Source organism: Pleurocapsa minor HA4230-MV1 (assembly GCA_019359095.1).
Taxonomy (GTDB): Bacteria; Cyanobacteriota; Cyanobacteriia; order Cyanobacteriales; family Xenococcaceae; genus Waterburya; species Waterburya minor.
This window is the reverse complement of the sequence record JAHHHZ010000017.1, coordinates 143,260-166,688: the sequence shown is the minus strand read 5'-3', so window position 1 is coordinate 166,688 and position 23,429 is coordinate 143,260. Positions and strand designations below refer to the sequence as shown.

General features: G+C 39.4%; 25 protein-coding genes. 11 read left to right on the top strand and 14 right to left on the bottom strand.

The genetic code is table 11. From position 1 onward, the window contains the following. Nucleotides 1–197: 197 nt before the first annotated feature. The 4 genes from KME09_08010 to KME09_07995 all read right to left on the bottom strand — a co-directional run bounded on the left by KME09_08010 (nt 198) and on the right by KME09_07995 (nt 3,291). Nucleotides 198–497 (bottom strand): hypothetical protein, encoded by a 300-nt coding sequence (locus KME09_08010; protein ID MBW4533869.1) that lies wholly within the window; start codon nt 495–497, stop codon nt 198–200. 76 nt (nt 498–573) lie between these two features. Further along, the gene (locus tag KME09_08005; protein ID MBW4533868.1) at nt 574–873 is read right to left on the bottom strand and encodes a ChaB family protein; all 300 of its coding nucleotides are present in this window, start codon (nt 871–873) and stop codon (nt 574–576) included. Between the two features lie 176 nt (nt 874–1,049). After that, on the bottom strand, nt 1,050–2,171 hold the full coding sequence (locus KME09_08000) for a serine/threonine protein kinase (GenBank protein ID MBW4533867.1): 1,122 nt from the start codon (nt 2,169–2,171) through the stop codon (nt 1,050–1,052). Between the two features lie 259 nt (nt 2,172–2,430). Beyond that, nucleotides 2,431–3,291, bottom strand: a complete 861-nt coding sequence (locus KME09_07995; GenBank protein ID MBW4533866.1) for a tetratricopeptide repeat protein — start codon at nt 3,289–3,291, stop codon at nt 2,431–2,433. A gap of 28 nt (nt 3,292–3,319) precedes the next feature. On the opposite strand from KME09_07995, the gene KME09_07990 reads away from it, so the two are divergent. Both KME09_07990 and KME09_07985 read left to right on the top strand, forming a co-directional pair. Further along, a complete protein-coding gene (locus KME09_07990) occupies nt 3,320–4,540 on the top strand; it encodes a DUF790 family protein (protein MBW4533865.1) in 1,221 nt (406 codons plus the stop codon). Between the two features lie 279 nt (nt 4,541–4,819). Continuing rightward, nucleotides 4,820–5,047, top strand: a complete 228-nt coding sequence (locus KME09_07985) for a hypothetical protein (protein ID MBW4533864.1) — start codon at nt 4,820–4,822, stop codon at nt 5,045–5,047. Nucleotides 5,048–5,137: 90 nt separating this feature from the next. Here the strand turns inward: KME09_07985 and KME09_07980 are convergent, their stop codons facing one another. Together KME09_07980 and rph are read right to left on the bottom strand one after the other, a co-directional pair. Next, the gene (locus KME09_07980) at nt 5,138–5,386 is read right to left on the bottom strand and encodes a hypothetical protein (GenBank protein MBW4533863.1); all 249 of its coding nucleotides are present in this window, start codon (nt 5,384–5,386) and stop codon (nt 5,138–5,140) included. Next, complete coding sequence (gene rph, locus KME09_07975; protein MBW4533862.1) at nt 5,376–6,098, bottom strand: ribonuclease PH; 723 nt, start codon at nt 6,096–6,098, stop codon at nt 5,376–5,378. The genes KME09_07980 and rph overlap by 11 nt, the downstream gene beginning before the upstream one ends. Nucleotides 6,099–6,485: 387 nt before the next feature. Here rph and KME09_07970 point away from each other — a divergent pair, with 387 nt between their 5' ends. Beyond that, nucleotides 6,486–6,740 carry a hypothetical protein gene (locus KME09_07970; GenBank protein MBW4533861.1) on the top strand — a complete coding sequence of 85 codons (255 nt, stop codon included), beginning with the start codon at nt 6,486–6,488 and terminating at the stop codon, nt 6,738–6,740. 76 nt (nt 6,741–6,816) lie between these two features. On the opposite strand, the gene KME09_07965 is transcribed toward KME09_07970, so the two are convergent. After that, nucleotides 6,817–7,569 carry a response regulator transcription factor gene (locus tag KME09_07965; protein MBW4533860.1) on the bottom strand — a complete coding sequence of 251 codons (753 nt, stop codon included), beginning with the start codon at nt 7,567–7,569 and terminating at the stop codon, nt 6,817–6,819. 353 nt (nt 7,570–7,922) lie between these two features. On the opposite strand from KME09_07965, the gene KME09_07960 reads away from it, so the two are divergent. Further along, nucleotides 7,923–8,870: a methyltransferase domain-containing protein gene (locus tag KME09_07960; protein MBW4533859.1), complete on the top strand. Its 948-nt coding sequence runs from the start codon at nt 7,923–7,925 to the stop codon at nt 8,868–8,870. A 35-nt stretch (nt 8,871–8,905) separates the two neighbouring features. On the opposite strand, the gene KME09_07955 is transcribed toward KME09_07960, so the two are convergent. Then, the gene (locus tag KME09_07955; protein MBW4533858.1) at nt 8,906–9,415 is read right to left on the bottom strand and encodes an outer membrane protein assembly factor BamD; all 510 of its coding nucleotides are present in this window, start codon (nt 9,413–9,415) and stop codon (nt 8,906–8,908) included. An 85-nt stretch (nt 9,416–9,500) separates the two neighbouring features. On the opposite strand from KME09_07955, the gene KME09_07950 reads away from it, so the two are divergent. Then, the gene (locus KME09_07950; GenBank protein ID MBW4533857.1) at nt 9,501–9,944 is read left to right on the top strand and encodes a hypothetical protein; all 444 of its coding nucleotides are present in this window, start codon (nt 9,501–9,503) and stop codon (nt 9,942–9,944) included. Nucleotides 9,945–10,000: 56 nt separating this feature from the next. Here KME09_07950 and argB read toward each other — a convergent pair whose 3' ends face one another. Both argB and KME09_07940 read right to left on the bottom strand, forming a co-directional pair. Further along, nucleotides 10,001–10,921 (bottom strand): acetylglutamate kinase, encoded by a 921-nt coding sequence (argB, locus tag KME09_07945; GenBank protein MBW4533856.1) that lies wholly within the window; start codon nt 10,919–10,921, stop codon nt 10,001–10,003. Between the two features lie 40 nt (nt 10,922–10,961). After that, the gene (locus tag KME09_07940; protein MBW4533855.1) at nt 10,962–11,453 is read right to left on the bottom strand and encodes a shikimate kinase; all 492 of its coding nucleotides are present in this window, start codon (nt 11,451–11,453) and stop codon (nt 10,962–10,964) included. Between the two features lie 611 nt (nt 11,454–12,064). Between KME09_07940 and KME09_07935 the strand changes: the two genes are divergently transcribed. Beyond that, entirely contained in the window at nt 12,065–12,271 is a 207-nt protein-coding gene (locus KME09_07935) for a hypothetical protein (protein MBW4533854.1), read from the top strand. Here the strand turns inward: KME09_07935 and KME09_07930 are convergent. Next, entirely contained in the window at nt 12,268–12,825 is a 558-nt protein-coding gene (locus KME09_07930; protein ID MBW4533853.1) for a hypothetical protein, read from the bottom strand. The genes KME09_07935 and KME09_07930 overlap by 4 nt on opposite strands. A 670-nt stretch (nt 12,826–13,495) precedes the next feature. Between KME09_07930 and KME09_07925 the strand changes: the two genes are divergently transcribed. From KME09_07925 to KME09_07915, 3 genes are read left to right on the top strand one after another with little or no spacing between them, the layout of a single operon-like run. Next, complete coding sequence (locus KME09_07925; protein ID MBW4533852.1) at nt 13,496–15,811, top strand: GAF domain-containing protein; 2,316 nt, start codon at nt 13,496–13,498, stop codon at nt 15,809–15,811. Next, the gene (locus KME09_07920; GenBank protein MBW4533851.1) at nt 15,750–16,202 is read left to right on the top strand and encodes a response regulator; all 453 of its coding nucleotides are present in this window, start codon (nt 15,750–15,752) and stop codon (nt 16,200–16,202) included. Before KME09_07925 ends, KME09_07920 begins: the two co-directional genes overlap by 62 nt. Nucleotides 16,203–16,230: 28 nt before the next feature. Further along, nucleotides 16,231–17,451 (top strand): hybrid sensor histidine kinase/response regulator, encoded by a 1,221-nt coding sequence (locus tag KME09_07915; GenBank protein ID MBW4533850.1) that lies wholly within the window; start codon nt 16,231–16,233, stop codon nt 17,449–17,451. Between the two features lie 216 nt (nt 17,452–17,667). Here KME09_07915 and sufB read toward each other — a convergent pair whose 3' ends face one another. Beyond that, nucleotides 17,668–19,107, bottom strand: a complete 1,440-nt coding sequence (sufB, locus tag KME09_07910; GenBank protein ID MBW4533849.1) for a Fe-S cluster assembly protein SufB — start codon at nt 19,105–19,107, stop codon at nt 17,668–17,670. Nucleotides 19,108–19,347: 240 nt separating this feature from the next. On the opposite strand from sufB, the gene sufR reads away from it, so the two are divergent. Continuing rightward, on the top strand, nt 19,348–19,992 hold the full coding sequence (sufR, locus tag KME09_07905) for an iron-sulfur cluster biosynthesis transcriptional regulator SufR (protein MBW4533848.1): 645 nt from the start codon (nt 19,348–19,350) through the stop codon (nt 19,990–19,992). A 437-nt stretch (nt 19,993–20,429) separates the two neighbouring features. After that, nucleotides 20,430–21,737, top strand: coding sequence for a Rieske 2Fe-2S domain-containing protein (locus KME09_07900; protein MBW4533847.1), 1,308 nt, complete (start codon nt 20,430–20,432; stop codon nt 21,735–21,737). A gap of 73 nt (nt 21,738–21,810) precedes the next feature. Here the strand turns inward: KME09_07900 and KME09_07895 are convergent, their stop codons facing one another. Together KME09_07895 and KME09_07890 are read right to left on the bottom strand one after the other, a co-directional pair. Further along, a complete protein-coding gene (locus KME09_07895; protein ID MBW4533846.1) occupies nt 21,811–22,854 on the bottom strand; it encodes an esterase-like activity of phytase family protein in 1,044 nt (347 codons plus the stop codon). Between the two features lie 151 nt (nt 22,855–23,005). Beyond that, nucleotides 23,006–23,347, bottom strand: a complete 342-nt coding sequence (locus KME09_07890) for a hypothetical protein (GenBank protein MBW4533845.1) — start codon at nt 23,345–23,347, stop codon at nt 23,006–23,008. Between the last annotated feature and the right edge of the window lie 82 nt (nt 23,348–23,429).

Sequence of the window (23,429 nt, the reverse complement as noted above, 5' to 3'; positions counted from 1 at the left end):
TGGGTAATGAGTAATGGATAATGGGTAATAGAGTTTCAGCGAAATTCAACTGCTGACCACAAAGTTATTTTTGAGAATCAGATTTAGGATCAAAAAAAACGGCTGCGTGAGCAAGCCGAATTGATTAAATTTTGATCAAAAAGCTATAAACTTTATGATCTAGGCTTATAGCTTATAGCTAGGAGCAAAGCCTCTTGCTATTTATCTTCTACGTACATTTCTGGTTCAACTGCAAAATTGTCTAAACGACCAGATTCATCGATAACATAGCCTTCAGTAGTGCTTATGCCAGTATCTTCTTCTTGTTCGGCAAAAGCTTCTATTTGCTCTATATCTTTTTCTGGATCTGCACCAGAAGGAATTATTGCTTCAGGATCGTTAACATCTACTGACTGTGCTAACTGCACTCCTACTTGATTGCCAGGAGCGCCTTTTCCTGCTTCAGCATCATCGGGATCGTGTCTGACAACTACTTTTTTATCTTGGTTATCCATCATTAATTTTTGAGTTTTTATTTTTGACTAGGCTAAAATTTTTAGCGACTAAAACATTTAGGTGTATAGCCTATGGCGTTTAGCCTCCACGCATTGTGCCAGTGTTATTTTGACGATTACCAATCGGATCTTGGGTATCTAGATCTGTACCCATAATGTTGCCTCGATCTGCTTGGGAATTTTCGATTGAAATCCAGTTACCGTCTCGATCTTGTTGATAACTATTTTTAACTGAATTCCAAGCTACTTGGGTCGCATTTTCCTCATTCATGCCGTTTTCGGAAACAGCATTATAGGCAGCCATAAATAATTGCTGTCCGTGTTTGGGAAGTTTTTCTGTTACTTCACTGGGTAATTCTTCTAACTGTTGATAAGTCATAATTAAAATCAATTAAGATCAATAAATTATTTATTATCATCAAAGCAAAATATCAGTAATGTAACGCTCTTCCTCTGGTTGTAAATTAAGCAAGTGCAAGGCTATATCGGAGGAAATATGACTAATCACATCGCGATCGCCTTACATATTACTTATTTTCGGCAGCAAACGACGCTTTAGTTATTCAGGCTAGTTTCGGGTGTTACTTTGCCAGGGGAAGCATCTGGAGAGGGTTTGAGGAGTAATTGTTGCAGCAATAGATAAATGCCACCAGCAATAGCTACAACTATTAAAGTTATTTTGACCAGCTTCTGTTGGGATCGTTTGGGTTTAACTGGAGGAGAACGATGAGCCACCAGAGCGATCGAACGGATACCAGGCAAAGCATTGGGATCTTCATAAATACTATGCTCAACCCTTTGATTCTGGGCTAAGAAAGGTTTGCTCACTGCTTGGTTGATGGCGGCTGGTAAAGACTGTGAGACGTCGGGAAAACAGCTATTTAAATCATCTAAAACAGATTGCGCTGAAGAATAGCGCTCCATATAGTTATACCGCGTCATTTTAGTGAGTATTTTAATTAGTTCAGGTTTAGTATCAACTAAGTGTGACCAGATAATTTCGCCGTTTTCGTCTTCTTCCAAATTCAGTGGTTTGACACCTGTAAGAGCCTGAATACCGATCATGCCCAAAGCGTATAGATCGCTACTAGCGCGAGGTTTACCCCTTGCCTGTTCAATTGGCATATAACCCTGTGTTCCTACAGATACGGTTAACCCAGCTATACTACTTTGCCCCTGCAAAATGTTTTTTACTGTCCCAAAGTCAACTAATACAATTTTGCGATCGCTATTACGACGAATTAAATTGGCAGGCTTGAGATCGCGATGAATTACTCCTCGATCGTGAATAAATCGCAGAATATTGAGACAGTCTTTCAACAACTCGACAACTTGATCTGTTGACCAAACGTTGGCTGAAGTGATTTCCTTGTCTAAGGTTTGACCTGGAATATATTGCTGGACTAGATAAAATTTCTCCTCTTCCTCAAAATAAGCTAAAAGCTTAGGAATTTGTGGATGATGGCCCAAGCTATGGAGTGCTGTGGCTTCTGACTTAAATAAGCGTCGGGCGATCGTCAGGAGTTTAGGAGCATTAAAGCTAGGAGCAAGTTGCTTGACGATACAGAGATCTTTGCGCGGAAGTTGGGTATCTTGCGCTAGATATGTTCTGCCAAACCCGCCTTCAGCGATATATTCTAAAACTTGATAACGAGAGCCTAAGATTTTTCCCTTCACAGTTTAATTTTAGTGCAGACTTGATTATTCATCAAAATACAAAGATATTTTGATATCTTCTTAAAAAATAAATAAGTTAAGGATAACTCAACTAGACGCTTAATTTAAGAGTAATTAGTCATTAGCTCTGATAGCCACACATAAAAACTTTGGGATCTTTTTGAAATACTACCTTCTACCTTCTACCTTCTGCTTAAGAGCCGATCACTATTAATGTCCTAATCTAATTTTGTAGGGCTATAAAAACTCTTTAGCTCAATTATGCCGTGGGGACACCATATCTGCGACTTTTATTGGTAATCAACAGCTGAAAACCCTGTTGGCGACGAAAATCTGACCAGAAAGGCTCATTAGCTGCTAACTCTAGATATTTTACGGGGTAAAGATCGATCGCTTTTTCTAAACAGATAATTGCCCAATTTCTGTTCTTTAATTCAGCATAACAACAAGCTTGTTGATACCATACCCAAGCGGATTTTGGCTCTAAATCTAATACCCGCTGATAACAACTAATCCCTTGGTCAAACTGTGATAATTGCTGGTAGATAATCCCTTGCTGATACCATGCCCAATAATCATTTGGCTCAAGACTTGAAGCTTGCTGATAGCTTTGCAATGCCTCCTCTAGTTTTCCCCAGTACTGTAGTGCTTCTCCACGACGATAATAAGCCCAAAAATCATCAGGACGTAATTTCAAAGCCTGATTGTAGTAATCTAAGGCTTGGTCATACTGTTCTAGGTGACGATAAGCTTCTCCTAGACGGTAAATAGCCCAATAGTCTTGAGGGCGCAGTTTCAAAGCCTGGTTAAAACAGGCGATCGCCTGCTCGTATTGACCAAATTCGGTAAAATGAATGCATCCCTGTTCGTACCATGACCAGTAGTTATTTGGCTCAATTGTCGAAGCTTGAGTAAAACTATCGATTGCTTCATGGTAATAGCCTAAAGCTTCGAGGACGACCCCTTTGCGATACCATGACCAATAGTCACTAGGTTGATAATTTAAAGCCCGTTCATAGCTAGTTAAGGCTTCATGGTAAAAACCTTCTGCACGAAGCTGATTGCCTCTTTGATACCATTCTCGATAGCTATCTGGACGACATTCTAAAGACTGATACATTTTACCAAATGTTAACTAAAATTCTTTGATGCTAAAAAGCGACTTACTTATATATAAACTTAATGGGGAGACAATAGTACCCAAAAAGTTAGGAATCGATAACCGCAATTTAGCGATCGCCACGGAAATTATTGCTTGTTTTCAAGACTGTGTTGGTCAAACTCAGGGAGAATTAGATCGACGTTTATTGGAGTTAGAAGGGGACAGTCCAGATTATCGACTTAAAAGGGGTTTAGCTCATATACTCCGCAATACCTTCTCTACGTTTGAAATCATCAGTCCCCTTGAACCTTTGGCATTGAGGCAAAGAGTGTTCGCCCAAGCAGCTAAAACCTCAGCCTTACCAGATCGGCGCAGTGATACTTTAGAAATTATTGCTCACTCTTTAGCGGATGAATTAAAACGTCCTGTGTCTCGCCAGGAAATTGAAACAGGATTATATGCAGACTTGCTGGAAAATCGGATTTTAACTCAGTTTGAAGCACCTGTAGCTGAATCTCTGCTCCATCGCTACAATTTATCCCAAGTACAGGGCGTTTTCTATCGTGCTAGCAGTGTCGTTATTAATGCTCACCGTAACGATCCTGGGGAATATAAGCTTTTGTTTCGCTACATCAAGCTGTTTCAACTGATGGCATACATCGAAGGAGATGCCGATACTGGGTTTACCCTAACGATGGATGGCCCTGCTAGTCTATTTAAAGCCAGCACACGTTATGGACTAGCCTTAGCGAAAATGATTCCTGCCTTGCTGCATGTTACAAAATGGAGTCTCCAGGCAAAGTTGCAAAACCGCGATCAATATTCGGGTAATACCAAAACAGGTAAATTCGTCTTAACTAGCGATCGCTGTGAGCTGGTTTCCCATTATCCCCCAGGCAAACCTTATGACAGTATGCTTGAAGCCTCCTTTGCCAAAAGCTGGGCAAAAACTAACACTGAATGGCGCTTAGAAAGGGAAGTAGATCTGATTCCCTTACCTGGTAGTGTGATGATTCCCGACTTTCGGATCGTGCATCCTGACGGTAGAGAATATTTGCTTGAAATAGTCGGTTATTGGCGACCAGAATATTTACAAAAAAAATTCTATCAGGTTCGTAATGGTGATACTGATAACCTGATTCTCGCTGTTTCCGAAAGACTTAATCTAGACAAAGCAGGGGTTAAATTTACCGATTTACCGAATAAATTAATTTGGTTTAAAAATAAGTTGAACTCCAAAGCAGTATTGGAAATATTGGACAGTTAGTTGCTCCGTTTCTAGTTTCTAGCTAGAGCGATCGCTTATGCTATGCAGAGCCTAACTATCAGGGCTATTTCGTTCTAACTGTAGTGAACCAAGAAATAAATTTCTTGGCTTAAAATTCAAGTCCGTTTAAACGGACTTAATGTACTTAGACAGAGAATGTATTCTCTGGATATATAAGAATGAAATAGCCCTGGTATAACTATACTCCTCTTCTTTTTCTGACTACTTGGTCATACTAAAATTATTATGATTATAAGGTCATACTAAATAGTAGAACCAATGCCAAAAATAAGTATAAGTATAAGCGATCGCTCTTTAGAGTATTTAGATAGTCATACGGACAATCGCAGTGCATTTATTGAAAAATTAGTTGAAGCTCAAAGAAAAAAAGACTTTCAAAAAGAGTTAGAGGAAGATTACGCGGAGTTAGAAAAAGATCCTGAATTTCAGGCTGAAGTGGAAGCCTGGGATTGTGTCGCGGGAGATGGTACAATACTTTTCGTTTAGGCTTTGTTATTGATGGGTTTTTATTCAGGTAGTAGGTAGTAAATTGAGGCTTATCCAAGAAGTATTGCAACACCACTTTCCAGACATTCTCTAGGTATCCAAATTTACAGTAGTTTGCTGGGAGGCGATGTATTCGGCGAATGCTTTGGGATAAATTAGCAAAAAATAGACCCACCAAGCAACAACTGGCAGAGAAATGGCAATGGTAATCCAGATATTGTGCAAAACTAGCCAGCTACCCGCAACAATCGTTATTCCTGTGAGAATAATTGACCAAGGCTGACACCATCCAGGTTTATAGTCCCAAACACTAATTGATTTGGTCTGATTAATTTTCATTTAACGCTTCCTGTTGTGCTGCTAATAATTCTTTAATTCCTGTTTCGGCTAAGTCTAACATTTTGTTTAATTGCGATCGCGTCATACTATGAGATTCTGCTGTTCCCTGAATTTCAATTAGCTCCAGCTTGCCATTCATCACCACGTTGAGATCTACATCTGCTTTTACGTCTTCGGGATAGTCTAAATCTAAATAAGCTTCACCATCAATTAAGCCAACAGATACCGCAGCCACAGGTTCAATTAAAGGAGATTTTCTTAACTCTCCTGCTGCGATCAATTTATTAATCCCATGAGCTAAGGCGACATAGCTACCTGTAATAGCAGCGGTACGAGTCCCCGCATCAGCCTGAAGCACATCTGCATCGATTGTAATAGTTCTTTCGCCTAATCCTTTGAGGTTAATTGCTGCGCGCAAACTACGTCCAATCAACCGTTGAATCTCTTGAGTTCGTCCTGAAAGTTTCATTAATTCCCGTGCATGGCGAGTGTTGGTCGCTCCTGGTAACATCCGATACTCCGCCGTCAACCAAGCCTGTCCAGTATTAAGTAAAAATTTGGGTACGCGATCTTCTATACTTACCGTACAAAGTACCTTAGTTTTACCGCATTCAATCACTACTGAAGCTAAAGGATTTTCCAGAAAATCAAGCTGAAAACTATGATTGCGCAGTTGATTTAATTGGCGATCGCCTAAACGTTTCCCAGACAAGATACTACTCCTAATTTAATTTATTTTTAAAGTCTTAAGATGATCGCTATGTTTTATATTGATCGAGTAATAAATTGAGACAGTTCTTAACTTATCACGTACCTTCAGGATTTCAAGAATTACTAACAAAACTTGATTAGAGATACATGTATTTTTAGCTACAAAGTTCAAGAAGAGTAACGATTATGCTGTAATAATTATGCTTGTTTAAGATTTTTAAAATTATTCTCCATAGTTAATTTTTAACTATTATCGTGTAGAGAAATAGGATTATTAATTAAATAATTAAATCAAGTCCTGTTTAAAAATATTTTCACTAGAAATCATTCTAGAAACTATTTATTAGCCGTGCCACATTTTTTTCTTTCTTTGTTTCTCACTGCTTCCATGAGCTTTGCCTTACCTGTAGTATTATTTGGCTCGGTGTTGGGTTTTTTAACTCTAATTAGCTATATTCCAGGGTTTTTAGCCGTAAGCAACCAAGGATCGCAGTATATGCTGCATTTTTTAGCGGTGTTTGGTGATGGAAAACCGCTTCAGGGCGTTATTACTTTGGGCATTACAGTAAGCATCGCGGGCATTTTATTGGACAGCTTGAATTTTTATCGCTACCAAAGCTGGCGAGATAAAGATTTTAGTTAAAAACTTTGAACCTGAATAGAAGTCTACTACATATAGGCGATCGCACAGATATTATCTGAGTTTCAAAGCGATGAAATTAAAAGATTACGATTGAAAGCACGATGCTGAAGATCGCTAATAATAACCAGATAATCTTGCTCAAGTATTTTCGACGATTGAATCTTGCTAGACTAAAGGTTTTGGGATTTGTCGCTCTGATTCTCTTAGTAGTAAAAAGTTTAGATCTGGGAGCTAAACTAGCTTTGCTAATGTCTAAATTGGCTAGTTGGATGTTTGAACTTTGGCGCGATCGCAAAACCGCTCCTTTAGAATAAAGGCATCGCTGCTTCTGATTGACAGCAGGTTTATAGATATTCTTACGGTATTTTTTGAGGTAGATAATTTTTTCTCGATACTGAAGCACATTAGCTATGGAATTTTTCTTAGCTGTCCGAGTTAATAATTTGGCCTTAATGCTAGAATAACCTCGACCAAAAGAATAAATTTCTTGCTTAAGATCCTTAATCAAATTATCTTTCAACAGATAACCCGAAGCACCAGCCAACAAAGTCTCAGCAATATAGTCTTGGCTTTTATGACTGGTTAAGACAATTATTTTAGTATTAGGTAAATATTTACAGATATATTTGGTTGCCAAAATACCGTTCATCTTAGGCATTTCAATATCCAGCAATAAAATATCTGGGCGTAGTTTTCTCACCAAAGCGATCGCACTTTGACCATCTTGAGCCGTACCAACTATTTCAATCTCAGGCTCTGGTTCTAAGATTGCTTTAATACCCTCAAGAATCAAAAACTGGTCGTCTGCAAGAAGAATTCTGATCGTCATACACATAAATATACATATATATATATGAATTGTTCAAGCATTCATAGACAATCAATCGGATCTTAATAAATTCTCAATAAATTCTCACAATATTTAATCCTTGTTTGGTGATGGAAAATCGCTTCAGGGAATTATTATGGTTGTTACAGTAAGCATCGCAGGCATTTTATTGGACAGCTTAAATTTTGATCGCTACCAAAATTTGCGAGATAAGGATTTTAGTTAAGAACTTTGAAAATAAGTAATAGATAATAAGTAATTACCATTCGGGAACCAAGGCAGGTAAAAATTAAATTAGGTATTGATTACTCAGATTACTCAATTTCCTGTACTTTATTCTTAATTCTGTCAATATGTCTGGAAGCGAACTAAAAGCGGATCTCTGGATCAATGAATATATTACTCCTTGGGACATCTACACTCACGGAGTAACCAAGATTCTGGCACATTGTCAGACACAATATCAGGAAATGTATATTGTCGAAACTGGCGCTTTTGGTAAAGGCTTGGTGCTAGACGGCAAATGGCAGTCCTGTACTGTCGATGAATTTATCTACCATGAAGCTTTAGTCCACCCGCCTTTGATTGCCCATCAAAACCCCAAAAGAGTCTTAGTCTTAGGTGGTGGCGAAGGGGCGACAATTCGCGAAGTATTGCGCTGGAACAGCATTGAGTTAGTAACGATGATCGATATTGATGGTGAGGTGGTAGAAGCCTGTAAGCAGCACCTGCCAGAAATGCACCAAGATGCTTTTGCCGATCCCCGTGTAAAGTTGATGATTGCTGATGCTCTAGAAGTTTTAGATACAACAACCGAAACTTGGGACATTATCATTTCCGATCTCAGCGATCCGATTGAATCTGGCCCTTCTTTTGCTTTATTTACCAAAGAATATTTTACCAAACTCAAACGAGTACTTAATCCTGGAGGCTATGTCATGGTGCAGGCTGGCCCTATTTCTCCCCCTGAGGTAAAAGATCATGCTCGGCTGGTTAATACTTTGAAAGCAGTATTTAGCAATGTAACCTCTTTATCTGCTCCCACACCTTCCTATGGACGCGCCTGGGGATTTGCGATGTGTTCCGAGTCAGCGATCGCCCTACAACCTCAGCCAGAATCAGTCGATCGGCTACTCCAAGCAAAAACCACTGGAGGCTATCGTTTTATCGACGGCATAAGCCTTCTAGGTATTATGCAGACTCCCCTCTATATCCGTCAGGCGATCGCCACCGAAACCACCGTTTATACTCTCAATGAACCGCCTAAGTTCTTCGGCACAGGGGTTGTCAGTGAACAATGAGCAATGAGTAACGAGTAACGAGTAGTAATCAGTAATCAACTGAGCCAGACTAAACTGCCAATGATTATGCCGATTAAGCTGAGGGCAAACCAAATAAATTGATTGTCTTTAGTTTCAGTCGGCGCTGCTGCGGAGTATTCTAGTTTTATTTCGGGGGATGTTGCGGGTTTTTTCTTGCTTCCTACATAGCGAGACGCGCCTCGATCTGCTTGAGTCAAATCGGGAATTTCACTCATCCACTCTTTAGGTCGCTCTAGCTTAGGCGCTTTCATAATATAGAGAATACGCTGTGCCTGTTCGCGAGTTTGGGTATCAGGATGGGTAATTAATTCTTGAGCTAGAGCGATCGCCTGGTCGATTTGATTAGCTGCTTGATATGCTGTAATCAGCCAAATCTGAGCCTCACCACCTCGTCGAGAATTGGGAGCGACCAAATCTTTAGCCGCTTCGAGGTTGTCAATACTCAGGCGATATTGCCCCATTTCCATGGCTTGTTTGCCTGCCTGATATTTTTGCTGAAACTGTTCTTGATTATCTACTGTCACGTTAAACTATGAATATATAGAGGAAATTACTTAAGCTCATTATTAAATAATTTACCTCTTGCGTTCAAGCTGCGAAGGTTAGATTATGAGAGGACAATATTGGGCTAAGTTTGATTGGCGCTCGGTTTTAGGTGCGATCGCTCTCTTGACAGGAACAGGATGTATCCTGGGAACTCCTGCTCAGGCAATACCAGAAGCAGCCAGAGAAAGCTTTAAACTAGCTCAGGTAGGTGTAAATAGCCAAATTAATGCACCAATACCTTTAAACCTGAGACCAAGAACTCATATTCCTTTGCCGACCAACAGTCGTAGCAGCGATTACGATCGCTATTCTAGATATGATGAATATAGTGATGAATATGGTTATGGTCATGAACACGAACATTATCACGATCGCCACCGTGACAACGATAGAAGCGATACAGTAATTATTATTAATCCTGCTAACCACTCTAACTACTCTACCTACGAAAGTTATAGCGACCAAGGCGGTTATATTCGCGTCATTCGCGAGCAAGTAGTCAAATAGATGTTTTGCAGGGTAGGTAAATAAGCTTATAGCTTATAGCTTATAGTCCTGCTCCTTTATTGGCCCGTCTGATTTTCATAGAATAAACTGATCGATTCTGAGGCAACAATCATCGAACCGATCCCTTCATCAGTCAGAATTTCGAGTAGTAGTGAATGAGGTAATCTACCATCGAGAATATGAGCCGCTTTTACTCCTTGGGCAAGCGATCGCACACAGCAAGAAACTTTAGGAATCATTCCCCCTGAAACAATTCCTTCACTAATTAGCTCCCTTGCCTTCTGAATATCTAGCTTGTTGAGTAGAGTTGAGGGATCGTGATAGTCGTATAAAATTCCTGCTGTATCAGTTAAGAGAATCAGCTTTTCCGCCTGTAATGATGCGGCAATTTCTCCCGCTACAGTATCGGCGTTAATGTTATAGGCTTGACCATTCTCATCCGCAGCAACACTAGAGATAATCGGTACATATCCGCTACTAACTAAAGATTCGACTAGTCCTGTATCAACGCTGGCAACTTCCCCCACAAAACCTACACCTTCTTTACCCACAGGGCGCGCCTGAATTAAGTTAGCATCTTTACCGCATAGTCCAACTGCTTTAGCCCCTGCGCGATTAATCAAAGAGACTAATTCTTTATTAACCCTACCTGCTAAAACCATCTCTACTACGTCCATAGTTAGTGAGTCAGTTACTCGCAACCCGTCTTTAAACTCAGGCTCAATATTCAGTTTCTGGAGCCAGGTATTAATTTCGGGGCCACCACCATGAACCACTATAGGGCGCACCCCAACACTAACCAGAAACACAATATCGTTAATTACCTTTTCCTTGAGACTACTATCTTTCATGGCAGCCCCCCCGTATTTGATAACGATCGTTCGGTTGGCAAATTTCTGAATATAGGGCAAAGCTTCACTCAGAATACGGACGCGGGTAGCTGCTGATTCTTTGAAATATTCGCTGTCGTTAATCATGAAATTGTGAAAATTTTGCAGAATTAAAGTCTTTAGTTATCTAGTTATTTAGCTGCACCTGGGATTTGAGTATAGAAGGTATCAGTTGCTCAATCTGGGCCGCTACTTCTTGAGGAGACTGTTCTAGTCCAGGAGAAACTTGCAAATCCGCCTGAGCATACAAAGGACGGCGTTGGTTTAACAATGATTCTAGTTTGTCAGCCAATGGTCGATTTTGATCTTGGGCGACCCTTTTTTTTAATATCTCTAAATCTACATCTAGCCAAACAACCAAACCGTGTCGTAGATAACTCCAGTTCATTTGCTCTTGAATGATGCCCCCTCCAGTCGAAATTACTGTACGGGTGTAAACCGACAGTTCACCCAAAACCTGAGTTTCCAACTCGCGAAAACTCGTTTCCCCCGACTGTTCAAAAATAGCTGGGATTGGTTTTTTAGCGATCGCTTCAATAGTTCGATCGGTATCAATAAAGCGATAGTTCATACTTTGAGCCAGATGTTGGCCAACAGTGGTTTTTCCCGAACCCATCATGCCAATTAGATAGATATTTAAACCCTGTAATAAATTATTCATCGTTTTACTACTGTCTGCAATTGAAATTAAATGCTGCTGGCTAAATAGCCGTGATCTGAATGTATCAGTTAATGGATGCGAAGCTCAAAACTGCTTTGGTAATTGAAATATTTGCTGTTTGCCGATCTTGACTCTTAGATTGGCGATCGCTTGAACGCTACAAATATTGCTAGTCAATCGAGCTAATTTGTTTGATTCTCTAAGTATTTCTACGGTCACAATCTTAATTAAGCTCAATTACTAATTGATAAGAAAGTAATTAAGAAAAAATCTTAAATATCAATTAAATCAGTTAAATATTGTGGATCTTACTCTTGTTTGCCTGTGATCCAAATTACTGACTACTTTGTCAAAACATTATATTTACTGGTAAACAAGCAAAAGAAAAGTGATCTAAATTACAGAAAAAATACACAAGTTTATCTAAAATTTAACTACGCACTGGTAGATATCTCAAAAAATATTATTTTGTCTAAGAAATTATATTTTACGTTAGAGACTCTATCTAAAGTAATAGAAAGAACTAAAAAAAACTTTTATAATAACTAAATATCGATTGGTAGATTTTCATGAAATTAATCCGCGAAATAGTCAAGCAAGCTTTGAATACAGGCTATCTAACCTTAGAAGCAGAAGAAAAGCTGAAAAAAATGTTAAAAACTAAATATGAATTGGAAGATTTAGAAGCATTTATTAATTTACAACAGGCGACGATGTTGGGAATGGTTAAACAAGAATCAAAAGAGATATTTGCAGCTAGTCGAAACTGCTTTTAAATCCAGTCTTCATCATTTGATTCCTGATTAGCATTACGATCGCGATCGACTTGAGGTTCAACTGAGTTTTTGGTCGTGCTGTCTTGAACGCTTTTTGGGCGATCGCCTGATTCTCGATATTTATAAGAATATGTCGAACCTGAACGCTCTACATTTTGGGGTTCTTGCTTTACTTCATAACTCCTCGCCTCAGATACCTGTTCGGGAAAGGGATCTCTAATACTATCAGCTTCAGAATATTGACTTTGGCGACCATTGTTGTTCCAGCTTGTATTACTATTGGAATACAAGTCACCTTCGGCGATAGGTCTTTTACGACTGGAGTCACTATAGCCGTAGCGATTGAGACTTTGTACCAGTAAATTGGCGATCGCTCCTGTCAAGGTAGCTAGAGCAATCCAGGCTGCTAGAGGTAAGGGTGGAGTGCGATAGAGACAGCTTTGAGAACTATCAGCACAAAGTAGTTTTAAGGCAATTGGCTCTCTGTTTTGGATAAATACAATACTCAATGCAGCGATAATTAAGATTAGCAGCAGTATTTTAATTCGATTCATAAATCCCTCATGATGAGATGAACACTTTGATGATGGCGTTACTCAAGCAAATAAACTGATGTTGTCATTTTACTTTGGTGTTTGAATATCCGTAATTTTTTTCGCCTATCTGAAATATTACCGAACTAAGATTTTATAGAGAATGCAGTCTGGAGAATGAAGTTTCGTCAACTTAGATAGAGCCTGAGCGGTTTTCGACTGATCGAGGTCAAAAAAAAAGCGATCGCCATAACGCCAATATCTTAGTTTTGTCTTTATGGTAATCAAGTTCGCTACCGATCTGTCTTGTTTTCAGTTTTAAACTTAAAATATCAAGCTTCAATTTAGGGCCTTGATGAATGCTGAATCGAGGTATAAAAGTTAAATTTAATCATTTTTCCAGGCTAGATTAAAAGGCTTAGAGCTTAAAGCTTAAAACTAAAAAAAATACTACTCAAGTTTTCAGTTATAAACCAGCAACTCCTCAATTGAGCTAACTAAATTAAACTTTTATGTTTGTTCTTTAAGAAACACACTGAAAATTGTCATGCTCTTTATTATTTCCCTATAGTTGATTATTTTATAAAAAGACTAAAATTCTCTCTTAATTAAAAACAAGTATAAGTACCTAATCTAAAAAAATTATCTTAATGATATTAATAGTCACAACTTGAAATGTAGGAGCAAAAAAGTGAAAGATACAAGTATTAAGTTTGCTAACGTTACCAATTTAAATGAACTAGAAAGACAGGCGATTCACACTTCTAGCATGATTCAACCTCATGGCATGATTTTAGTGCTAGAAGAACCGAATTTAAACATAGTTCAAGCCACTACTAATTGTCATTATGCTTTTGGCCTCAAAGCTCAGGAAATGATTGGCAAAACTTTAGAAGAGCTTTTCGATCCATTTCAAGTCGATCTGATTCAAAAAGGGGTCACTCAAGAAAACCTAGATTTTATTAACCCGACAAAAATGTGGGTGAGAAAAAATGGTGGAGAATATGCCATTTTTGATGGAGTTTTTCATCGTAATAAGGACGGCATTTTGATTTTAGAGCTAGAACCTGCTGAGTCTCAAGAAACTATTCCTTTTCTCAGTTTTTATCATTTAGCCAAAGCTTCCATTAATCAATTACAAGATTCTGCCAGTCTTAAAGATTACTGCCAAATTATTGTGCAAGAAGTACGCAAGGTAACTGGATTCGATCGCGTCATGCTCTACAAATTTGACGAAGACGATCATGGTGCAGTGGTTGCGGAAGAAAAGTTAGATCATCTTGAACCATATTTGAATTTGCATTTTCCTGCTTCAGATATTCCCAAGCCAGCCAGAAAGCTTTTCAGTTCTAACTGGATCAGACTAATTCCTGATGCCTATGCCGAACCTGTTGAACTGTTTCCCGCCAACCATCCTCACGGCGATCGCCCTGTAGATTTGACTCTTTCCATCCTCAGAAGTCCTTATCCTTGTCATTTGGAATATCTGCACAATATGGGAGTAGGGGCATCATTAACCATCTCCCTGATTGAAAATGGCAAACTCTGGGGACTAATTGCCTGTCATCATTTGACCCCTAAATACGTCCCTTACGAACTGCGTAAAGCCTGCGAATTTTTGGGCAGAGTAATCTTTTCCGAGATTTCTAATCGACAAGAAAGTGAAGACTACGATTATCGTCTGAAGCTAGATCGACTGCGATCGCAGATTATTGACAACATGACTCAATCAGAAAATCTGGTTGAAGCTTTAATTAAAGATGAATCTTCACTCCTCGATCTGGCTGCTGCGACGGGTGCTGCGGTGTGTCTTAATGGAACTTGGACGATGGTGGGGGAGACACCTACTGAAGAAGCGCTCAACTTTTTGGTGCAGTGGCTGTATCAAAATATTGATGAAGAAGTATTTTGTACTGATTCCTTAGCAGAAGTATATCCCGAAGCAGATGCTTATAAAAACGTTGCCAGTGGTTTAGTAGCGATGGCGATTTCTCGTCGTAATTATGTCCTGTGGTTTCGTCCAGAGGTAATTCAAACAGTCAACTGGGGTGGCGATCCTAATCATGCCTATCAAACCATTAATTCCGATCGAGGATTGCGTTTATCTCCGCGTAAATCCTTTGAATTGTGGAAAGAAGAAGTCCGTTTAACATCATTACCCTGGAAACAGGTAGAAATTAACGGTGTCAGGGAATTAAGACGAGTCATTGTCAATATAGTGCTACGTCAAGCAGACGAACTGGCATTGCTAGCGCAAGATTTAGAACGTTCTAACTCCGAGTTAAAAAGATTCGCCTATGTCGCTTCTCATGATTTGCAAGAACCCTTAAATCATGTTTCTAACTACGTTCAATTGTTAGAAATGCGCTATGGGGAACGTCTAGATGCAGATGCCAAGGACTTTATCGGTTTTGCGGTCGAAGGGGTGAGCCTGATGCAAACCTTGATTGATGATGTTCTAATTTATTCCAAAGTAGATAGTCAAAGTGGCGAATTTACCATTACAGATGCACAATTAGCCCTAGAACAAGCCCTAACCAATCTACAAAGAAGAATCCGCGATAGCGATGCCGAGATTATCATTGCCGATCCGCTACCTACTTTAAAAGCCGACAGTACTCAATTGATGCAGCTCTTCCAAAACTTAATTGTTAACGCGCTTAAATTCCGCAGCGCTGAGGCACCTAAGATTGAAATCAAGGTCGAACGTCAAGAAAATGAATGGTTGTTTTCTGTTCGAGATAACGGGATCGGGATCGATCCCCAGTTTAGCGATCGCATTTTTATTATTTTCCAGCGTCTCCATACTAGAGATGAATATCCAGGTACAGGGATGGGTTTAGCAATTTGTAAAAAAATTATTGAATGCCATCGCGGTAAAATCTGGGTTGAGTCAGAATTAGGTAAAGGATCGACTTTTTACTTTACGATCCCAGTAGGAGGACATGAGCGTGACCTTAGAAATGGACGAAAAGCCAAAAACTATTCTGTTGGTGGAGGACAATAAAGCTGATGTTCGGCTGATCGAGGAAGCATTAAAAAACAGTTCTCTGACTTACGACATGGCAATGGTTAGAGACGGGGTGGCGGCAATGGCATATTTACATCAATCAGGGGAATATGCCTCTGCATCTCGTCCTGACCTAATTATTTTAGATTTAAACCTGCCCAAAAAAGATGGTCGGGAAGTACTAGCAGAAATCAAGACTAACCCCCAATTTAAACGGATTCCTGTCATTATTTTGACTACTTCTAAAAATGAAGATGATATCCAGCAAAGTTACGATCTCAATGCCAACTGTTTTATTACTAAATCCCGTAACCTCAGCCAGTTATTTACAATTGTGAGAAGAATTGAGGAATTTTGGCTAACTACCGTTACTCTACCTTCTCAATAGCAATTTATAACTTTGATTCAGTAAAATCATGTCCAAAAGCTCCGTCGAAATATCTCAGTTACAACTTAATGCTGGGCAAAAAGCGATCGCCATTTTATTAATTGAAGACGATCTTGCTGAAGCTAGGTTAATACAAGAGATTCTGCGCAACTTTGATTTGAATCAGTTTGTTCTAACTCATGTCCAACGACTGCAAACTGGTTTGAATCAATTAAAACAGCAGCAATTCGATTTGGTTTTACTCGATTTAACTTTACCTGATAGTCAAGGATTATCATCTGTAGAGTTATTGGTACAAAATTCTGTTCATTTACCGATCGTTGTCTTAACTAATACCAATGATAATCAGCTAGCAATCGAGGCGGTTCGGCGAGGAGCGCAGGATTATTTAGTCAAGCGCAAGATTAATATTGATGTTTTAGTCAGGTCGATTCAATATGCAATTGAACGACAAAAAGCCTCAGATTTACTACGAGAAACTAATGAAAATTTGACCAATCAAATTCAACAAAAAACCTCGGAGTTAATGAAAGCCAAAGAAATCAATCACTTTCAGTCGGAATTGGTTTCGATGTTCTCCCATGATTTTCGTAATCCTTTAACTACAGTCCTTTCTTGTACGGAACTGTTACACAATAAAAACGATCTTTTAAGCGAAGAAAGAAAAGTTTATTTATTTCAAATGTTGCGTAATGCCAGTAAAGATATGGTGCAACTTTTGGATGAAGTGCTGTTAGTTGGGCAAACTGAATCAGATACTTTCCAGTGTAATCTGACAGAATTAAATCTCGAACTATTTTGTTTAGAATTAGCAGAACAGTTACAGTTTAATGCTAATAAAAAACAAATAGAAGTTGTATTTGAAGCCCGAGGTAAAATCACCCAATCAGCTTGGGACGAAAGTCTATTAAAGCATATTTTAGGCAATATATTAGCCAATGCCATCAAATATTCTCCCGAAGGAAATAAAGTACTCTTTGAATTGATTCCGCAAACACAAGATATTGTCTTTCGCATTCAGGATTGGGGTATTGGTATTCCCAGCCAAGACCATCATAATCTGTTTCAACCCTTTCATCGTGCCAGCAACGTCGGCAGAATTCCTGGTACTGGATTGGGATTGGCGATCGCTAAAAGCTGCGTCGAAGCTCACCAAGGTCAAATTGTGCTGGATAGTGAAGTCGATCGAGGAACAATCGTTACCGTTACCTTACCTTTACTCTTTTTAAAGCCCAAAATAGAAAGTTGAAGAGCATCTCAAATGCTTTGCTTTTTAGATCAGCGATCGCCTAAATCAATTAAAAAAGGATCACTCTAAGATTTTAATTTCACCATTTTAGGTGCTAATAGCCAGGTACAGTTTTTACCGTTAGGCGATCGCATTTATCTAATCGTAATTAAATTATCCACAAAAAAGCGATCGCACTGTCTAAAGAAGCGATCGCTTTTTCCAAAAGATTTTTAATTAACCAACTGTTCCTTCTAACTTAAGACTTAACAATTTATCTGCTTCAGCAGCAAACTCCATTGGTAATTCGTTCAACACGTCTTTACAAAAACCACTTACCAACATAGAAACCGCATCTTCTTCAGAAATACCCCGTTGAGCAAAGTAAAATAGCTGTTCTTCACCAATTTTGGCCGTAGAAGCTTCATGTTCTAACTTGGCTGTATTGTTAGCTACCTGGATATAAGGAAAAGTATTAGCCTCAGCATTATCGCCAATTAACATCGAGTCGCACTGGGAGTAGTTACGCGCACCAGTAGCCTTGTTACCAATTTTAACTAAGCCACGATAGCTACCCTGAGAATCTCCTGCACAAATCCCTTTAGAAATGATCGTGCTGCGGGTATTTTTGCCCACATGAATCATTTTCGTGCCTGTATCTGCCTGTTGTTTGTTGTTAGTCAAGGCGATGGAATAAAATTCCCCTACGGAGTTATCGCCAACTAAAACACAGCTAGGATATTTCCAAGTAATTGCCGAACCAGTTTCTACCTGTGTCCAAGAAATTTTAGAATTGACTCCTTTACACAAGCCACGCTTGGTCACAAAGTTATAGATACCGCCTTTACCGTTTTCGTCTCCCGCAAACCAATTTTGCACCGTAGAGTATTTAATATCAGCATTGTCTAACGCCACTAATTCGACTACCGCAGCGTGAAGCTGATTAGTGTCAAACATCGGTGCAGTACAGCCTTCAAGATAGCTAACAGACGCACCTTCTTCTGCCACAATCAAAGTACGTTCAAATTGTCCTGTATCACCATCGTTAATCCGAAAATAAGTCGAGAGTTCCATCGGACAGGTTACGCCTTTAGGAATAAAGACAAACGAACCATCACTAAACACCGCAGAGTTTAAAGCAGCAAAATAATTATCTCCCACGGGAATCACGCTGCCTAAATACTTCTGAACGAGTTCAGGATATTCTTCTACGGCTTCGGAGATTGAGCAAAAAATTACACCATCTTCCGCTAACTTCTCTTTAAAAGTTGTACCAATGGAAACACTATCAAAAATCGCGTCTACTGCGACATTACTAAGCCTTTTCTGTTCTGATAAAGGAATGCCTAATTTCTCAAAAGTTTCTAAGATCGCGGGATCTACTTCATCCAAACTACCTTTTTTTTCCTGCTTCTTCTTCGGTGCAGAATAATAAACAATATCTTGATAGTCGATCGCGGGATAACTAACATGAGGCCAGTCAGGTTCGCTCATTTTTAGCCACTGACGATAGGCTTTGAGGCGAAACTCTAGCATAAATTCAGGCTCATTTTTCTTAGCCGAGATCAAACGCACGACATCTTCGCTCAAACCACGAGGAATCTGTTCAGTTTCAATATCAGTAACGAAACCATACTTATAAGGCTGATTAACTAAAGTTTTGACGTTAGCACTCATGATGAGAAATTAATGACTGTTTTTTTGGGTGTTTTTGAATTTGAAACAGCTGTAATCAGCAAATCTTGTTACAGCTTAGGTAGAATTAATTTAAGATTAGTTTGACGAAACATTTCGTCCTGAGTTTAACAATAAATTTGTTGTTTAAGTATATTGTAGGTTACATTAGCAATAAAGATGTTGTTTAAGTCGAAGAAATTTGGCTAATCTCTATTATTTCCCACAATAGCCCTCAAGACGATGACGACCACTGGTTTACCGTCTACTAAACAGAATATTCTCCAGGCTATACTCAAACATGCTCCAGCCACTGCTAGCCAACTAGCTCAAGATTTGAATTTGAGTTCCCAAGCTGTTCGTCGCCATTTGCATGAATTAGAAGCTGATGGCTTGATTGAATATCATTCAGTACAGCAAGGTATGGGTAGACCACAGCACTTGTATCAGTTAAGTAGTGCAGGACGCGATCGCCTTAGTCCCCAAAAATACAGCGAATTTGCGGTTAGTTTTTTAGATACCCTCGCCGAAACCGTCGGTAAAGAGCAGGTTAGTCTAGTTTTAGAAAAACAGTGGCAGCGCAAAGCAGCAGAATATCGCGATCGCTTAGGAAATGGCAGTCTTCAGCAACGGATTGCCAAGCTGGTACAGTTAAGGCAAGAAGAAGGCTACATGGCAGAATTACACCAAGCCTCTGCCGAACAAAAGCAGGGATTTATTCTAGTAGAGCATAACTGCGCTATTTCCGATGTAGCCGAATCCTATCCCAGTATTTGTGGACACGAACTAGAAATGTTTGCTGCGGTATTGCCAGACTGCATTATACAAAGGACGCAGTGGATCAACGATGGGGAGCATCGATGTGGATATTCCATTGAAGCAAAATAAGCTCAAAGCGATCGCTTTATTTTATACCGTCGCGGAATTCTGCAACCGCCCGAACCTAAAGTAATTGAATTAAATGCTCAGGTGATGCCTTACAGTTATATAACCTCAGCAAGGAAGATGCTCGCACTGCTAATTTACTTGATGATCAATTTTCTGTTATTGAACTTGACGGCACTGTTAACAAAGTTTTTACAGGCTTAATCGATCTATGTGGCGATCGCAAAGTTAGATCTATAATTATTAATCTTAATGGACGCTCTCAATTTTCCTTTAAAGACGGAGAAATTTCGCGTATTGTCGATATTAGCTAGCTAAGATAGTTTTTTAATCAAATAACCTGTCTAATTTTTAGACAAAAAGGCGATTAGGCTCGGCCTACCCTTTGCGATCGCCTTATTCAATCTATACTTAACTAGAGTAGTATTTGAGCCAAAAATATGTCGTCGTTTAATTTTTTTCAGCATTGGTATCCTCTATTACCTGTTGAAGATATCGAGCCACAAAAACCGACTACTGCAACCTTACTAGGAATACCTCTAGTAATTTGGAAACCAGCATCATCATCAACCTATCAAGTATTTTTAGATCGCTGTCCCCATCGACTTGCACCTCTGAGTGAAGGCAGAATCGATCAGTCTGGTAATTTGATGTGTAGCTATCATGGTTGGCAGTTTGATACCCAAGGAAACTGTACTCGTATTCCTCAAGCAGATAATCCCGATCTGATCGCTAAACAAAGTCAGAATTTCTGCGCGACTGTCTATCCTTCACGGCAATCAAATGATTTACTTTGGGTATGGATGGATGCAGATACACCAGAAATCGCTGCTCAAACTGCTTTACCTCTATCAGCTAAAATTGATGCCAGTAAAGGCTATGTTTGGTCTTCAATGGTGCGGGATTTAGAGTATGACTGGCAGACGCTAGTAGAAAACGTCGCCGATCCTAGTCATGTTCCTTTTGCTCATCATGGCATTCAAGGAAATCGCGATCGCGCTATGGCAATTCCTTTAAATATCGTGCGATCGACGATGGACATCATTGAAGCAGAAGTTGATAAAGCTTTTCCCACGAAAATTACTTTTGAACCTCCCTGTCATTTGGAATATGACATTATTTTACCTGGGGGGGATAAACAAATAGGATTGGTTACCTATTGTCTGCCTGTTGCCCCTGGAAAATCTCGGATTGTGGCACAATTTCCGCGCAATTTTGCTCAAAAGCTTCATTCTTTAACACCTCGCTGGTGGGATCACATCCAAAATCGTAATGCTGTTTTAGATGGAGACATGGTTTTGCTGCATCAACAGGAAAGCTTTTTGCAGAATAACAATTGGAAAACTGCTTACAAAATGCCTACCAGCGCAGATAGTTTGGTAATTGAATTCCGTAATTGGTTCGATCGCTATTGTGATCGCAAATTACCCTGGAGTGAAAATAGCGTTAATTCTATTTCTACAACAGAAACGTCTCGCCAAGTTTTACTGGATCGCTATCATCAGCACACGCAACACTGTAGTAGCTGCCGCCAAGCCTTAAAGACGATCCAGCTTATGCAATGGCTGTTGCTGGCTTATTTTGTAGTAGTTGTTGCCACTGTGGCGGTATTACCAGATAGTCTGAGGATTAGTTGGGGTTTATATTTGACTTTCTCTGCCATCTTAGGATTGGGAATTGCTGCTGTCTTAAGATTTTGGCTGATGCCTAAATTTTACTTTGTAGATTATGTACATTCAGAAAGATAAAAGCGATCGCCTTATATAGCCGTACAAAATTAGAGTAGGAAATAGGAAATAGGAAGTAGTATTTTAGCCAACATCACTTATTCTCAATTAACCGAAATAGCAACAACTGACTAATCTGCTCATCGTTAAAGTTATCATCACTAATTAAGAGTAAACTTTGACTACCATCGGGTAAACGAGGCCCTACAGTCATGCCTTCAAGATTATCGAGGTAGATACCCAAGTCTTGTAGATCAAATAAAAGTTTTTTGTGCAACGGCTGTACCTGAGCAATATTACCTTTTAAACTCTCAATCTTAGTTGTGTCCGTGGCATTTCCAATTACTACTTGGAAAATTTTTGCTCCTGAACCAGTAAAACCATAAGTTCTCTCTAAACTGAGAAAATAGCCTTCTGTTTTCAGTGCCAAGAGTTCAGTTAGTCCATTAGAGATAATTTCAGCGGGAGCAGGATCGAGCAGGTATAAATGTTCGGCAACAACTATCGGCTCGCCAACAGGATTAACTACGTAGTGGAGAAAGCGAACTCTGGTTTGTGCTTGTTCTTCCAAGGATCGATCTTGAAGTAATGCTGCTTCAGTAGCGGTAAAGACACGAAAAGGGTCTTCGGGTAATCCTGTACGATTAATAGTTAAGGATTCAAACGAGAGATTTTCTTGGATTCCTTGAGATTTTTGATTAACTAGATAGCGTGGTGGTACGGGTAGATCGGATAATTTTTTGCCTGTTGCTAGTTCATATTCGGCAATGAAGGGTGCGATATCTTTAGTCGGATCGCCTTCGCTAGAAATAAAAATGGTATTTCTGGGAGAGAGAGTCAATCCTTCGGGATCGATTTTACCTGGGAGATATTTTTCGCCTGCTTCATTAAGTAAAAAAGTTACTTTCTCTGGCTTAAAGCTATCGATTTGAATTTGTTGATTACTTTGCTGGAATGCCAATTTGAAGGTGTAGAAACGTGCGGGAGAGCGTTTACTTCGATCATCTGACAGGACATAAAATAAATCTTCTTGGCGATTATAAGCGATCGCCGATAATCCCTGAACAACTGTATCCTGAAATTCTGCTTTGGGGATTTCATACTGATCGATAAACTCTAAAGAAAAGTTGCGAAACATTCTTTCCTCAGCGGTTACCCTTTGGGGTAGGCTACAGGCGCTAAAAGTTAAGAGCGTAAAAATCAGCAAGAAGCTGAGCAAAAATCTAGAAGAGAACTTGACTAAGCGATCGCTCACGTTTTTGACCTTAAAACCTACAGTATTCAATCTATCAGGTTAGGGGAGATAGAAGTATAGCCGAAAGTAGTTGCGCTTGTTTACGATAAGCTACCGCTATTAAATTGACGACAAGGCAGGTTGAACCCAAGCCAAACAAAATGAAGGTGACGGGGGTAATAATGCCGATCATAAACCAGGTGGAGACATGGAGAAATAAGGCGATCGCCAGTACCGAAGCCATCCCCCTCGACCAACGCATTTTAGTCAGTGATTGACCTGTAGCTACCAAAACTAGAGTTGCGATCGTGGTTAGTAAAATAGCTGGTACGAGAAATGAGCAAATCGCGACACAGTTTTGGCGCGAAAATTCAAACAGAGGTTGCAAATCAAGCATAAATATCCCTTAATCTGGCTAATTGTTTAGCTGCATATCTTTATATTAAATACCCTAATTGTCTTGAAAGTCTTCTTCCCCA